This window comes from Campylobacter sp. CNRCH_2015_0814 (assembly GCF_025772765.1).
Taxonomy (GTDB): Bacteria; Campylobacterota; Campylobacteria; order Campylobacterales; family Campylobacteraceae; genus Campylobacter_D.
In genome coordinates this window covers 89,838-103,112 of sequence record NZ_JAKMSR010000004.1, presented here as the reverse complement: position 1 = coordinate 103,112, position 13,275 = coordinate 89,838, and the positions used below count along the sequence as shown (strand labels likewise).

Below are 13,275 nucleotides of genomic sequence, written 5' to 3'. Positions count from 1 at the left end.
GCTAAAATACAAGCTTAGAGATAAAATAACCTGCAATAGTCGCACTAATAATCAAAACAAAACCTGGTCTTAAGTAAGAGTGATTGATCACAAATTTACCTATTTTTGTTGTACCTGTTCTATCAAAAGCAACACATGCTATTTGATTAGCACCTGGGACTATAAAATCTCCACTCACACAAGGATAAAGCACAATAAGAATTTGAGGAGGAATTCCCAAACTCACACCCAAAGGCATCAAAGCAGCCACTGTTGCTGAAGGAGAAAAAATCACCATAGAAAAGGCAAATAAAGCCACACCAAATAAATACGGATAATCCTCTACAATATGCGATAAAGAATCACTAAATAAAGGCTTATAAGCTTCAAAAAATGTTCCTGTCATCCAAGCTATACCAAAAACCCCTACAACTCCTATAAGTCCTGATCTAAATACCGAAGCTTCACCAAGTTTATTAGCAGGAACTTTAGCAAAAAGCATAATCAAACAAGCTGTTGCAAGCATAATCATTTGGATTAAATTTGGAGTAGAAAGTCTTTCTATTTTACCATTTGCAAGCTCATAATGGGGTAATAAATTCGTAAAAGTTCCAAAGAAAATAATAGTTAAAATCCCCAAAGCAAAAATATACAAAGACCTTCTAGCCATAGGATCATGTTCGCTATCTTTATTTTGCAAATCTTCACTTAAGAAATGATATTCTCCTGCTTTTACCCTTCTTTGAAACTCCTCATCTTGCTCAAGCTCTTTTCCTCTTTTAAAAACACTCAAACAAGCAAGAAACACACCTATAAAAAAAGCAGGTAAACTTACCATTAAAATTTGCACTATTGTTGTACCACTAAAGGCTAAAACAGCTACCATAGCAGCAGTGGCCGCACTCATAGGTGAAGCTACCACGCCAATACCTGCTGCTACAACTGAAACCGAAAGCGCTCTTTCGGGGCGAATTTTAGCATCAGCTGCCACTTCAGCAATCACTGGATAAATAGAAAAAGCTACATAAGTAGTACCGCAAAAAATTGTAAAAGTAGAGCTAATCAAAGGTCCCATAAAAACAATAGCTTGAGGTTTTTTCCTTAGAATTTTCTCTGCTATTTTTACTAGCAAATCAAGTCCACCTGCACTTTGCAAAACACTCACACAAGTAATCACAGCAAGTATAATAAACACAACACTCACAGGAAGTGAAGCTGGTTGCACACCAAAGACCAAAACCAAAATACACATACCAAGCCCACCTGCAACCCCAAGTCCTATACCACCATATCTACCACCTATGGCTATCATAGAAAAAATGATGAAAAATTCTAATATAAAAATAACATCCATTAATCTTGTGCCTTATATTGCTCCAAAAGCTCTTTTGCGTGTTTAATTTGCTCTAATACCACTTTAGTTCCTGTACCACCATAAGATACTCTTGCGTCTATACAAGTTTCTAAAACAATTGCCTCATAAATATCTTCTTGGATATTTTCATTAAATTGATGAAATTCCTCCATGCTAAGCTCTTCAAGCATTTTTCCATGTTTAATACAATAATTCACAGCCCCGCCAACTATACTATGAGCTTCTCTAAATGGTATATTTTTTCTTACTAAATAATCAGCCATATCTGTGGCATTTGAAAAGCCTTTTGCAGCTGCTGCTCTTGTATTATTAGCATTTACTTGCATTTTTTCTATCATAGGAGTTATGATTTTCAAACTTGCCATTAAAGTATCCATAGAATCATAAACTTGAGCCTTATCTTCACTCATGTCAGTATTATAAGCTAGTGGAATACCTTTCATAATAGTTAGCATTGCCATAACATTGCCATACATTCTACCTGTCTTACCACGCATTTTTTCAGCTACATCAGGATTTTTCTTTTGAGGCATTATGCTTGAGCCTGTGCAAAAATCATCACTTAATTCTATAAATTTAAAATCTTGACTTGAAAAAAGTATAAGCTCTTCACAAAAACGACTAAGGTGCATAAAGCACATTGCAGCCACAGAAGTAAATTCAACCATATGATCTCTATCACTAACGCTATCAATGCTATTTTCTGTTGGTTTTGCAAAACCTAATTCTTTGGCACAAAAATGTCTGTCTATATTAAATGTGGTTCCACCAAGCGCAGCTGCTCCTAAAGGACACTCATCCATTCTTTTATATAAATCTTCAAAACGAGAATAATCCCTACTTAACATCCAAAAATACGCCATGATCCAATGTGAAAAAAGCACCGGTTGACCAGTTTGTAAATGTGTATAACCTGGCATAATAGCTTTGATATTTTTTTGAGCTTGATTTATAATTTCTTCTTGCAAAGCAATAATTTGATTTAAAATTTCTTTTATAACGGCTCTCATATGCATTTTTGAATCAAGCGTAGTTTGATCATTTCTACTTCTTGCAGTATGAAGCTTTCCACCTACTGGACCTACAATTTGTGTCATTCTTTTTTCTACAGCCATATGAATATCCTCATCAGCTATATCAAAAACAAAGGTTCCATTTTGAATTTCTTCTCTAACTTGCTCTAAACCCTTGATGATAGTTTTTGCTTCATCTTCTTTTATAATGCCTTGTTTTGCAAGCATAGTACAATGAATTATACTTCCTTGTATATCAAAAGGAGCAAGTCTTGGCTCAACTAATAATGAAGCAGTGTATTCTTCAACTAATTTATTTGTAGGTAAATCAAAGCGTCCACCCCATAATTTCTCTGCTTTTTGTGACATATTTATCCTTCTATTTGCAAATAAAAGGATAATTTTATAATTTTTATTTTTTCAAAGAGTTTAACTTTTCTTTCTTTTAAAAATTTTTAACATACCAAAAGCTATTTTTTTAAGAAAATTTTTTTTAGAATGTTTTGTTAAAAACTCTACTATATCTCTATGCCCAAACATTAGTGCAAAAGTAAAAGGTGTCATACCAAGACCGTTGTTTTCATCAATATTTGCCCCATATTCTACCAAAAGCTTACACATAGGTAAATACCCTTTAAAACACACCCCTGCTAATGGAGTTTGCCCTCTATCATTTTTCTCATCTACTCTAGCATTATTTTCTAGTAAAAACTTAGCACATTCATAAGCATTGTGATAACTTGCAAGCATTAAGAGACTATCGCCTTTGTGATTTTTTAAATTCACACTCAAACCTGCTTCTATCATAATCTTTAAATTTTGCAAATCATTTTTTCTTGCAAAGTCAAAAGCCATAGTACAAAGTTCTTGAATTCTTTTTTCTTCTTCGTTGCTAAACATTTTTTTCCTTTTATAATCTTTAGTTTGCCACTTTTAAAGTGGCAAGTAAAAATTACATTTTCAAAGCTTTTTTAACGCCATTTGCATATTCACTTGAAATTTTTTCAAAATGACTTAATGCTCTAGCAATAATTTTTTCATCAACCCCACTCATAGAAGCTGCTATATTTTTAAATAACTGCTCTTTTTGATCTTGGTTCATTATATCAAACAAGGCTCTTGGTTGAGTATAAAAATCATCATCAAGTGGAGCATATCTTTGCGCACTACCTTCAAGTGCTAAGTCAGGCTCAAGATAGCTTTTATCTTCTTTTGGACTATCATCATAACTATTTGGCTCATAGTAAGCTGCGCCATTTTTATAAGTGTCAAAATTCATAGCACCTGCTACATTATAAGTATTTACTTCACTTTTTGCACGATTAACTGGCAATAAATGATAATTTGTTCCTATGCGGTATCTGTGTGCATCAGGATAAGAAAAGATTCTAGCTTGCAACATTTTATCAGGACTAAAACCAATACCAGGAACGATATTGCTTGGACTAAATGCAGCTTGTTCTACTTCATTGAAATAATTTTGCACATTTTTATTAAGTACTAATTCACCTACTTCTATTAAAGGCACAATGCTATGTGGCCAAACTTTAGTTAAATCAAAAGGATTAAAACCTAATTTTTCTGCTTCATCTTCTTTTAAAACTTGAATTTGGAAAGTCCATTTTGGAAAATCTCCTTTTTCTATAGCTTCATATAAATCTCTTTGATGACTTTCTCTATCATTTGCTATTAAATTTGCCGCTTCTTCGTTAGTTAAATTTTTAATACCTTGCTTGGTTTTAAAATGAAATTTCACCCAAAATCTTTCATTTTTATCATTAATTAAACTATAAGTGTGACTTCCAAAACCATGCATATGACGATAACTTGCAGGAATTCCCCTATCGCTCATTAAAATAGTAACTTGATGTAAGCTTTCAGGACAAAGGCTCCAAAAATCCCATGCGGCATTATTACTTCTTAAATGAGTTCTTGGATCTCTTTTTTGAGTATGGATAAAATCAGGAAATTTATACGCATCTCTTATAAAAAATGTCGGAGTATTATTACCTACTAAATCCCAATTTCCTTCTTTAGTATAAAATTTAATAGCAAAACCCCTTACATCTCTTTCTGCATCAGCTGCACCTGCTTCACCTGCAACGGTTGAAAATCTTATAAATAAAGGCGTATTTTCTCCAAGCTGTAAAACTTTTGCTTTGGTATATTGAGAAATATCTTTAGTAATTTTAAGTTCTCCATAAGCACCACTTCCTTTTGCATGTACTGTTCTTTCTGGAATTCTTTCTCTATTTTGATGAGCAAGTTTTTCAAGCAAAATATAATCTTGCATTAAAAGTGGACCTTTAGCACCTGCACTTAGAGAATTTTGATTATCAGCTATGATATTTCCAAAATCATTTGTTAGTTTTTTCATTGTGTCTCCTTTTTAAATAATAATTTTTATTATTTGATAAATTATATTCCTATATTATTAAAATAAAATTAAACGATAAAAATTATCATTATTTAAAAAATGATTATAAAATTCTTATTTTTAAAAAAATAATCTTTTTTTAAGCATAAATATTTTTATTTTGTAATAAAATTGTTAAAAAATAAGAATAAGCATTCTTATTTTAAATATTTTTACTACAAAATTAATAAAAAAAGGAGAGCTTATGGATAAAGAAACAAGAACTTATTATATTAAATTAGTTAAATTTCTTGCAGAAGCCTTGGGTAGAAATTATGAAATAGTCTTGCACGATGTAAGCGAAGATGGAGCTAATATAGCAGAAATTGCTAATAACCATATTAGCAAAAGAACTATAAACTCACCTCTAACTGGTTTTGCCATTGAAATGATTAAAAATAAAATCTATTTAGAGCGTGATTACATAACACATTATAAAACTTCAGCTAAAAGCTCACAAGCAATGTCAGGCTCTACTTTTTTTATTAAAAAAGATGAAAAACTTGAGGGTTTGCTTTGTATTAATCATGATACTTCAGCGTTTAAAAAAATCTCTGATGAAATTTTAAATCTTGGAAATATTTATGATAATGCTTATGAAAACCCTGAGCAAGAAAATAAAGAATATATTAAACTTGATTTAGAAGAAATTGTCGAAGATATTTCGGGTATGGATATAGAAAGTTTTAAAAATAAAAGCTTAAAACCAAAAGAAAAGCAAAAAATGATAGCTAGTTTATATGAAAAAGGTGTATTTAATGTAAAAGGTGTTATTCCTAAGGTTGCTGAACTTTTAGGTATTTCTGAGCCTAGTGTTTATAGACATTTACAAAAGATTAAATAATCATAATTTAAAAAAATTGTAATTTTTGATACAATAACACTTTAAATTTAATAAAAGGAAAAATATGGCTGATGATATGATGGACGAACAAGGCGAATCAAAGAAAAAAGGTGGCAATACTTTAGTAATTATTATCGTTGTATTTTTATTTGTATTTTTACTTGTGATTGTAGGAGCGATTGCTTATTTAATGTTTAGTGGTGGTTCTGAAGAAAATCCTGCTCCACAAGCTGAAGAAAGCGCACAAGTTGCACAAGCTCCTAAGAAAACAAATGCAGTAGCAGCTAGAGGAAGTGACTATGCAAATATTGGGGTGATGTATCCTTTAGCACCTTTTACACTAAATTTGTTAAGTGATGGTGGATCAAGATATGTAAAATGCACCATTCAACTTGAACAAAATGTTGAAACCTTAACTCCTGAACTTGATAAAAAAGTTGCTATTATTAGAGATATTATCATTAGAACTTTAACTTCAAAAACCTTTGAAGAAGTAAGCACCACAAAGGGTAAAGAAAGATTAAAAGATGAATTAACTGGTAAAATCAATGAGGTTTTAACCGATGGTTTTATCAAAAATATTTATTTTACTGACTTTGTAGTATCTTAATGATAGGCTGTGACATAGTCGTATGCTCTCGCATAGAAAAAATTTATGAAAGACACAAAATGCTTTTCTTGGATAAATTTTTATCCAAGCAAGAGCAAAGTTATATAAAAAATACCAACACTCTAGCCGGATTTTGGGCTATTAAAGAAGCTGCTTCTAAGGCTTTAGGGGTTGGAATTTCTAAAGAATGTTCTTTTTTTGATATCATCATCTCTAAAGATGATAAAAATGCTCCACATGTTAGTTTTTCTCAAAAAGTCATGCAAAAATTTAAAATCAAATCAGCAAGTGTAAGCGTAGCACATGATGGGGGTTTTGCCATAGCAGTAGTGGCTATAGAAACTAAGCAAGGTTAAAACCTTGCTTACATATAAAGCCCGCCATTGACTTTTAAAATTTCCCCTGTGATATAAGAAGAATGATCACTTAATAAAAACGCCACAGCTTGAGCCACTTCACTTGCATCTGCAAAACGCTTTAAAGGGATATTGTTAATATAATTTTGTTTTATTTCATCACTTAAAACTTCAGTCATATCACTTTTTATAAAACCTGGGGTAATGCAGTTATATCTTATATTTCTTGCTGCACCTTCTTTAGCAAAAGATTTTGTTAGCGCTATCATACCGCCTTTACTAGCACTATAATTAGTTTGGCCTGCATTTCCCATTTCTCCAACTATAGAAGCAATATTTACAACCGCGCCAAAACGCTTTTTACTCATAGTTTTTAATGCCTCTCTACAACCTAAAAAGCTTGAATTTAAATTAGCATTAATCACTGAAGAAAAATCATCCATACTCATTCTAAGCGCTAATTTATCATTAGTAATACCCGCATTATTAACCAAGTAACTAAGTTCACCATCACTTTCTACTATAGTTGCAATAGCGCTTGTAAATTCTTCTTCAATGCTTGCATCAAATTTAATTACAGCTGCAGTGCCACCACTTTTTTCTATCTCTTCTTTTAACGCATCAGCAAGCTCAGGCTTACTTCTATAATTAATCCAAACTTTTAAACCATGACTTGCTAATTCTTTAGCTATTGCTGCACCTATACCTTTACTTGCACCTGTTATTAAAACATTTTTTCCACTAAATTTCATTGTTCTCCTTTAAATTAAAATAAAGCCTCATCCATTTCTTTTGGGATAGGTAAGTTTAAAATTTTAAGCACACTTGATGCTATATTACTAAGCCCCATGCCTTCTTTAAGTTTTTCTACTCCTTTAGCTTCTACAAAAGCAAAAACATCAAAGGTTGTGTGATTAGTGAGCATATTTTCTTTTTCATCCCTCATCGCTTCACAATTTCCATGATCTGAAGTAATAATAAAAGCATAATCATGCTCTCTTGCTTTAGCAATAACCCTACCCAAACACTCATCCACACATTCAACCGCACTAACTGCAGCTTCAAAATCACCCGTATGTCCTACCATATCACCATTTGCAAAATTTACTACGATAAAATCCATACCATTTTCTATACCCTTAATCACTTCATCTGCGACTTCTTTAGCGCTCATTTGAGGCTTTTCATCATATGTTTTTACCTTAGGACTTGGGATTAAAACTCTTGTTTCATTACACTCTAATTCTTCTTTTCCCCCATTAAAGAAAAAGGTTACATGAGCGTATTTTTCTGTCTCAGCTGTGTGAAGTTGGCTTAAATTTGCATTAGCTATTACAGAAGCTAAAGTATTATCTAATTCTTCTTTTTCAAACATCACAGGCAGTTTAAAACTCTCATCATACAAACTCATAGTAATAGCATTTTTTATAAGCACTTCTTTTGAAAATTCATTAAAACTTTCTTGGGTTAAAGAAGCAACTAATTGACGCATTCTATCATTTCTAAAATTGATAAAAATCACACCATCTTCAGCCTTAATTCCATCAAAGTTTTGACTAATAACTGGGGTTAAAAACTCATCTGTAATATTTTCATCATAGCTTTTTTGTATAAATTGTGCAAAATCATCACACTTTGGTGCCTTAGCAAATAAAGCATCATAATAAGACTTAACCCTATCATAACGCTTATCTCTATCCATAGCATAAAATCTTCCCGATAAAGAAGCAAAGTTAACCCCTTCTTTTTCGCAAAATTCTTGTAAAGATTTTATAAATTCTAAACCTGAATTTGGAGGGCAATCCCTACCATCACTAATTGCATGCGCAAAAACTTCTTTATTTTCTTGCTTACAAATTTTTAAAAGCGCATTAAAATGTGTATGCATAGAATGCACCCCACCATCACTATAAAGCCCTATAATATGCACTCTTTTGCATTTTTGTAATAACTCTTTTAAAGCCTTATTATCTTTTAAAGTGTCATATTCTATGGCTTTATTTATCTTGACTAAATTTTGATAGATTATGCGTCCACTACCTATACACATATGCCCTACTTCGCTATTACCCATTTGACCTTCAGGTAGGCCAACTGCCAAGCCACTTGTTTTTATCAAAACATTAGGGGTATTTTCAAAAAGCTTATCATAAGTTGGCTTTTTAGCATGAAAAAAAGCATTATAGTTTGAATTTGTATTATGTCCTATACCATCTGTGATTATCAAAATACATTTTTGGCTCATTTTTTACTCTTTTTTATAATTTATTTATGTGATTTTACTAAAATTATGCTTTTAAAAAACAAATACAAGGTTAAAATTTTGCTTTATCTTACAGAATATACAAATTATATGTTTTTTTCTTATATTAGCGTGCGTGCTGGTTTTGCATTTTTTATCGCTTTATTTTTGAGTTTGTATTTAATGCCAAAATTTATTAAATGGGCTCAAAATAAAAAAGCAAATCAACCTATTTATGAATACGCTCCACAATCACACCAAGCTAAATCTCACACCCCTACTATGGGTGGGCTTGTTTTTATCTTTGCTACTATCATAGCAAGTGTTTTAAGTGCTGATTTAAATAATAGTTTTGTAATTGTTGGATTATTATGTTTGGTATTATTTTGCACTATAGGTTTAGTGGATGATTTAGGGAAAATTTTAAAAAAAGACAATCATGCAGGGCTAAGCCCAAAAATGAAACTTCTAGGACAATTTAGCGCTGCTTTTATCTGTGTTGGATTATTGTATTTATTTGATATAAATACTGAATTTTATTTACCTTTTTATAAACATGCTATTTTTGATGGCGGTATGTTTATGTTGTTTTTATGGATTTTAGTTATTGTATCAAGCTCTAATGCTGTGAATTTAACCGATGGGCTTGATGGGCTTGCAACTGTGCCTTCTATATTTTCTCTCTTAAGCCTTGGTGCTTTTTTGTATTTAAGCGGAAATGCTATTTATAGCTCTTATTTATTTTTACCTAAAATTCAAGGTCTAGGAGAACTTGTGGTGCTAAGCTCAGCTTTAGTTGGTGCACTTATGGGATTTTTGTGGTATAACTGCTATCCTGCACAAGTTTTTATGGGAGATAGTGGGAGTTTAAGCATAGGGGCGTTTTTAGGCTATCTTGGTATAGTAAGTAAAAATGAAATTTTGCTTTTGCTTATAGGCTTTGTATTTGTTTTAGAAACTATTTCAGTGATTTTACAAGTAGGAAGTTTTAAAATTTTTAACAAAAGAGTATTTAAAATGGCACCTATTCATCATCATTTTGAAAAAATAGGTTGGGTGGAAAATAAAATCATTGTGCGTTTTTGGATGATAGCCTTACTTGCAAATATTATTGCATTAATTAGTATAAAGTTAAGATAATGAAAATTTCACTTTTTGGATACGGAAAAACAACTAAAGCTTTTGCACAGCGTTTTGGAAATTGCGATATTTATGATGATCATTTTACAAGTATAAGTAAGGATGAATTTAACAATACACTTTTACCACCTTGTGAATTTGATCCTTTAAAAAGTGACTTAGAAATTCCAAGCCCTGGTTTTCCAAGTGATCATTCTCTCATACAGCAAGCAAGAAATTTAAGCAGCGAGTATGATTTTTTTTATGATGGCATGCCAAAAAGCGTTTGGATAAGTGGAACAAATGGCAAAACCACCACCACTCAAATGACACACCATCTTTTAAAACACATCAATGCACAAATGGGAGCAAACATAGGAACTCCTTTAGCACAAATGGATGCTAATGCTAAATTATGGATTTTAGAAAGCTCATCTTTTTCACTTTTTTACACCAAAATAGCTAAACCTGAAATTTATGCACTTTTACCTATCACACCTGATCATCTTTCTTGGCACAAAAGCTTTGAAAATTATGAGCGAGCAAAGCTTAGTGTGCTTGAAAGAATGAATGAAAATGATGTGGTAATTTTACCTAAAAAATATGAAGCTTATCCAACCCATGCTTATGTTATAAGCTATGAAGATGAGCAAGATTTAGCTAAAAAAATGCAAATTGACTTAGAAAAAATTCATTTTAAAACCCCATTTTTACTTGATGCACTTATTGCCTTAAGTATAGAAAAAATCATACTAGATCGTTGTTCTTATAAGCTTTTAAACGAGTTTAAAATAGAAAAAAATAAACTTGAAGAAATATTTGATCATAAAAATAGACTTTGGGTAAATGATACTAAAGCGACTAATCTGGATGCTAGTTTAGCTGCTCTTAAACGCTATAAGGATAAAAAAATTCATCTTATCATAGGTGGGGATGATAAGGGAGTGGATTTAAGTGCTTTATTTGCTTTTATGAAAGAGCTTAATATAGAGCTTTATGCCATAGGAAAAAGCACTAATAAAATGCTTGAATACGCTAAAAATGCTAATTTAAAAGCACATTTTTGCGAGTTTTTACCTAAAGCAGTAGAAAAAATCAATCAAAACTTAACTAATGATGAAGTAGCCCTGCTAAGCCCTGCTTGTGCGAGCTTAGATCAGTTTAAATCCTATGAAGAAAGAGGGGAGCTTTTTAAAAAATGCATTCAAGAGCTAAACTAAATCTTTTTGAATGCAAAGTTTTAAAAACTCACATAAATTTATAAATTTCTTGCTTGGCTCTTTATTTTTATGATAAATCAAACAAAGTTCTCTTGAAATTTTAAAATTTTTCAATCTCACTTCAAATAAGCTTTTGGCTTCAAGCTCTTCTTTAACGCTAAATTTAGGTAAAACTGCTAAAAAATCACCTTTTTTAACTAACTCTTTTATCATAGCAGTTGAGTTTAGCTCATAAACTAAATTAAGCTTTACATCTTTAGGTAAAGCACTTAAAAATACTTCTTTTGCACCTGAACCTTGCTCACGACTTAACCATTTAAAATCCTTTAATTCATCTATGAAAAATTCTTTTTTTAAGTCATTTTTACACACTACAATGAGCTCATCATCACAAATTTTAATCTTTCTTATATCTTTATCTTTGCAAATCCCTTCAATTAAACCTATATCGATTTCTTTATCTAAAATATCTTTGATGATATTTTGGCTATTATCCAAAGACAAATTTAATTTGATATTTTCTGCCTTTTGGTCCAAAAAAGATCCTAGTAAATAAGTGCCTACATTTTGACTAACTCTCATACTTATTTCATAGCTTTGATCATCTTGCATTGCTTTTTCAATGCGCTCAAATTCTAAAATTAAAGGAGCGATTTGTTTTAAAAAAACCTTTCCTTTTTCATTTAAACTTAAAAATTTAGCATTTCTATCAAAAAGCTTGGTGTTTAAACTTTTTTCAAGTTCAAATATAGCTAAAGACAAAGCAGATTGGGTTATATTTAATTCTTTAGCACAAGCTCTTAAGTTTAAATTTCTACACAAGGCTTGAAAATATTTTATTTGTTTAAAAGTCATAAGTACTCTTTTGATAAATATTTTTAATCATTATATCAAATAAAATTAATTTTACTTATCACAAAAAAATCATTAAGATTACAAAAAAACAAAAAAAGGAAAACTCATGCATAAAAATATATATAAACATAGAAAATTTGAAGCTTTTTTACTGCTTTTTACTCTTGCTTTTTGTGCTTTTGCTATTTCTGAGCTTAATTTTTTTAAAAATCTTGGAATTTCAGCTTTAATCGTAGCTGTGATTTTGGGAGCTTTAATAGGAAATTTAGCACATCAAAATGCAAATTTACTCAAAAAATCAGGAGTTTTAGGCATAGCAACAAAAGAAATTTTAAGACTTGGGATTATACTTTATGGTTTTAGAATTACTTTTAATGATTTAGAAAAAGTTGGATTAAATGGGATTTTGCTAGCATTTTTAGTGGTATTTTCTACCTTTTTTATGGGACTTTTATTGGGAAAATTATTTAAACTTGATCTTAAAGAAAGCATACTTATAAGTAGTGGCTCAAGCATTTGTGGAGCAGCTGCTGTGATGGCTAGTGAAAGCATTGTTAAAGGTGGCTCTGCTAAAGTTGGCGTGGCAGTTTGCACTGTGGTTGTGTTTGGAACTTTGGGGATGTTTTTATATCCTTTGGCTTGGAATTTAGGCTGGTTTGATTTTTTTAGTTTAAAGCAAATGGGGTATTTCATGGGAGCAAGCTTGCATGAAGTTGCACATGCTGTTGCAGCAGGTGAAGCTGTGCAAGCAGGAGATGGTGCTGTCATAGAAAAAATGATGCGTGTTTTAATGCTAGTGCCTTTTTTGATTTTCTTAGGTCTTTTTTCATTGAAATTTCTAAACAAAAATAATGAAAAAATTTCCATTAAAGCAAATATTCCTTATTTTGCTTTGTGGTTTTTACTTGCTTGTGGTATTAGCTCACTTGAAATATTAAATACAGATTTTGCGCTTAATTATATAAAACCAAGCATACAAACTATAGACACGCTTTTACTTTCTATGGCCATGGTAGCTTTGGGAGTGAATATCCATAAAAATGTTTTAAAAAATGCAGGTTTTAAACCATTTTTAATGGCATTGTTGCTTTTTATATGGTTAATCTTTATATCAATTAGCTTAATTTTCCTATTAAATTTATAATATGTTTCATAATGAAACATATTATAGTATTTTATACTTTTTTATTAATTTAATATTTATTTTTTCTACTTTATATTTAAATAATATTATAATTATATTGTA

The 13,275-nt window shown here is 31.0% G+C and carries 13 protein-coding genes; 6 read left to right on the top strand and 7 right to left on the bottom strand.

The genetic code is table 11. The annotated features are described in order from the left end of the window. Position 1 precedes the first annotated feature (1 nt). The 4 genes from L8X24_RS03320 to L8X24_RS03305 are packed head-to-tail and all read right to left on the bottom strand — an operon-like array spanning position 2 to position 4,744. Positions 2-1,333: an anaerobic C4-dicarboxylate transporter family protein gene (locus L8X24_RS03320; protein WP_263663628.1), complete on the bottom strand. Its 1,332-nt coding sequence runs from the start codon at positions 1,331-1,333 to the stop codon at positions 2-4. Beyond that, positions 1,333-2,736 (bottom strand): argininosuccinate lyase, encoded by a 1,404-nt coding sequence (gene argH, locus L8X24_RS03315; protein WP_263663627.1) that lies wholly within the window; start codon positions 2,734-2,736, stop codon positions 1,333-1,335. The genes L8X24_RS03320 and argH overlap by 1 nt, the downstream gene beginning before the upstream one ends. Before the next feature lie 60 nt (positions 2,737-2,796). Beyond that, a complete protein-coding gene (locus L8X24_RS03310) occupies positions 2,797-3,267 on the bottom strand; it encodes an ankyrin repeat domain-containing protein (RefSeq protein ID WP_263663626.1) in 471 nt (156 codons plus the stop codon). A gap of 52 nt (positions 3,268-3,319) precedes the next feature. Continuing rightward, entirely contained in the window at positions 3,320-4,744 is a 1,425-nt protein-coding gene (locus L8X24_RS03305; protein WP_263663625.1) for a catalase, read from the bottom strand. A 244-nt stretch (positions 4,745-4,988) separates the two neighbouring features. Here L8X24_RS03305 and L8X24_RS03300 point away from each other — a divergent pair, with 244 nt between their 5' ends. From L8X24_RS03300 to acpS, 3 genes are all read left to right on the top strand, one after another. After that, positions 4,989-5,627: a transcriptional regulator gene (locus L8X24_RS03300; protein WP_257403836.1), complete on the top strand. Its 639-nt coding sequence runs from the start codon at positions 4,989-4,991 to the stop codon at positions 5,625-5,627. 64 nt (positions 5,628-5,691) lie between these two features. Further along, complete coding sequence (gene fliL, locus L8X24_RS03295; protein WP_404842191.1) at positions 5,692-6,237, top strand: flagellar basal body-associated protein FliL; 546 nt, start codon at positions 5,692-5,694, stop codon at positions 6,235-6,237. After that, entirely contained in the window at positions 6,237-6,593 is a 357-nt protein-coding gene (gene acpS, locus L8X24_RS03290) for a holo-ACP synthase (RefSeq protein WP_263663624.1), read from the top strand. Before fliL ends, acpS begins: the two co-directional genes overlap by 1 nt. A gap of 8 nt (positions 6,594-6,601) precedes the next feature. Here the strand turns inward: acpS and fabG are convergent, their stop codons facing one another. Together fabG and gpmI are read right to left on the bottom strand one after the other, a co-directional pair. After that, positions 6,602-7,345 (bottom strand): 3-oxoacyl-ACP reductase FabG, encoded by a 744-nt coding sequence (gene fabG / locus L8X24_RS03285; protein ID WP_257938564.1) that lies wholly within the window; start codon positions 7,343-7,345, stop codon positions 6,602-6,604. 14 nt (positions 7,346-7,359) lie between these two features. Further along, on the bottom strand, positions 7,360-8,838 hold the full coding sequence (gene gpmI / locus L8X24_RS03280; protein ID WP_263663623.1) for a 2,3-bisphosphoglycerate-independent phosphoglycerate mutase: 1,479 nt from the start codon (positions 8,836-8,838) through the stop codon (positions 7,360-7,362). Positions 8,839-8,916: 78 nt separating this feature from the next. Here gpmI and mraY point away from each other — a divergent pair, with 78 nt between their 5' ends. Next, positions 8,917-9,975 carry a phospho-N-acetylmuramoyl-pentapeptide-transferase gene (mraY, locus tag L8X24_RS03275; protein ID WP_214125069.1) on the top strand — a complete coding sequence of 353 codons (1,059 nt, stop codon included), beginning with the start codon at positions 8,917-8,919 and terminating at the stop codon, positions 9,973-9,975. Continuing rightward, entirely contained in the window at positions 9,975-11,174 is a 1,200-nt protein-coding gene (gene murD, locus L8X24_RS03270) for a UDP-N-acetylmuramoyl-L-alanine--D-glutamate ligase (RefSeq protein ID WP_263663619.1), read from the top strand. Before mraY ends, murD begins: the two co-directional genes overlap by 1 nt. On the opposite strand, the gene L8X24_RS03265 is transcribed toward murD, so the two are convergent. Continuing rightward, positions 11,166-12,029: a LysR family transcriptional regulator gene (locus tag L8X24_RS03265; protein ID WP_263663617.1), complete on the bottom strand. Its 864-nt coding sequence runs from the start codon at positions 12,027-12,029 to the stop codon at positions 11,166-11,168. The genes murD and L8X24_RS03265 overlap by 9 nt on opposite strands. A 106-nt stretch (positions 12,030-12,135) precedes the next feature. On the opposite strand from L8X24_RS03265, the gene L8X24_RS03260 reads away from it, so the two are divergent. Further along, positions 12,136-13,173, top strand: a complete 1,038-nt coding sequence (locus L8X24_RS03260) for a YeiH family protein (protein WP_263663615.1) — start codon at positions 12,136-12,138, stop codon at positions 13,171-13,173. Positions 13,174-13,275 lie beyond the last annotated feature (102 nt).

What these genes read in the sequence shown, in the direction of transcription:
- L8X24_RS03320 (WP_263663628.1), bottom strand. Translation starts at nt 1,333, where the DNA reads ATGGATGTTATTTTTATATTAGAATTTTTCATCATTTTTTCTATGATA.
- argH (WP_263663627.1), bottom strand. Translation starts at nt 2,736, where the DNA reads ATGTCACAAAAAGCAGAGAAATTATGGGGTGGACGCTTTGATTTACCT.
- L8X24_RS03310 (WP_263663626.1), bottom strand. Translation starts at nt 3,267, where the DNA reads ATGTTTAGCAACGAAGAAGAAAAAAGAATTCAAGAACTTTGTACTATG.
- L8X24_RS03305 (WP_263663625.1), bottom strand. Translation starts at nt 4,744, where the DNA reads ATGAAAAAACTAACAAATGATTTTGGAAATATCATAGCTGATAATCAA.
- L8X24_RS03300 (WP_257403836.1), top strand. Translation starts at nt 4,989, where the DNA reads ATGGATAAAGAAACAAGAACTTATTATATTAAATTAGTTAAATTTCTT.
- fliL (WP_404842191.1), top strand. Translation starts at nt 5,692, where the DNA reads ATGGCTGATGATATGATGGACGAACAAGGCGAATCAAAGAAAAAAGGT.
- acpS (WP_263663624.1), top strand. Translation starts at nt 6,237, where the DNA reads ATGATAGGCTGTGACATAGTCGTATGCTCTCGCATAGAAAAAATTTAT.
- fabG (WP_257938564.1), bottom strand. Translation starts at nt 7,345, where the DNA reads ATGAAATTTAGTGGAAAAAATGTTTTAATAACAGGTGCAAGTAAAGGT.
- gpmI (WP_263663623.1), bottom strand. Translation starts at nt 8,838, where the DNA reads ATGAGCCAAAAATGTATTTTGATAATCACAGATGGTATAGGACATAAT.
- murD (WP_263663619.1), top strand. Translation starts at nt 9,975, where the DNA reads ATGAAAATTTCACTTTTTGGATACGGAAAAACAACTAAAGCTTTTGCA.
- L8X24_RS03265 (WP_263663617.1), bottom strand. Translation starts at nt 12,029, where the DNA reads ATGACTTTTAAACAAATAAAATATTTTCAAGCCTTGTGTAGAAATTTA.
- L8X24_RS03260 (WP_263663615.1), top strand. Translation starts at nt 12,136, where the DNA reads ATGCATAAAAATATATATAAACATAGAAAATTTGAAGCTTTTTTACTG.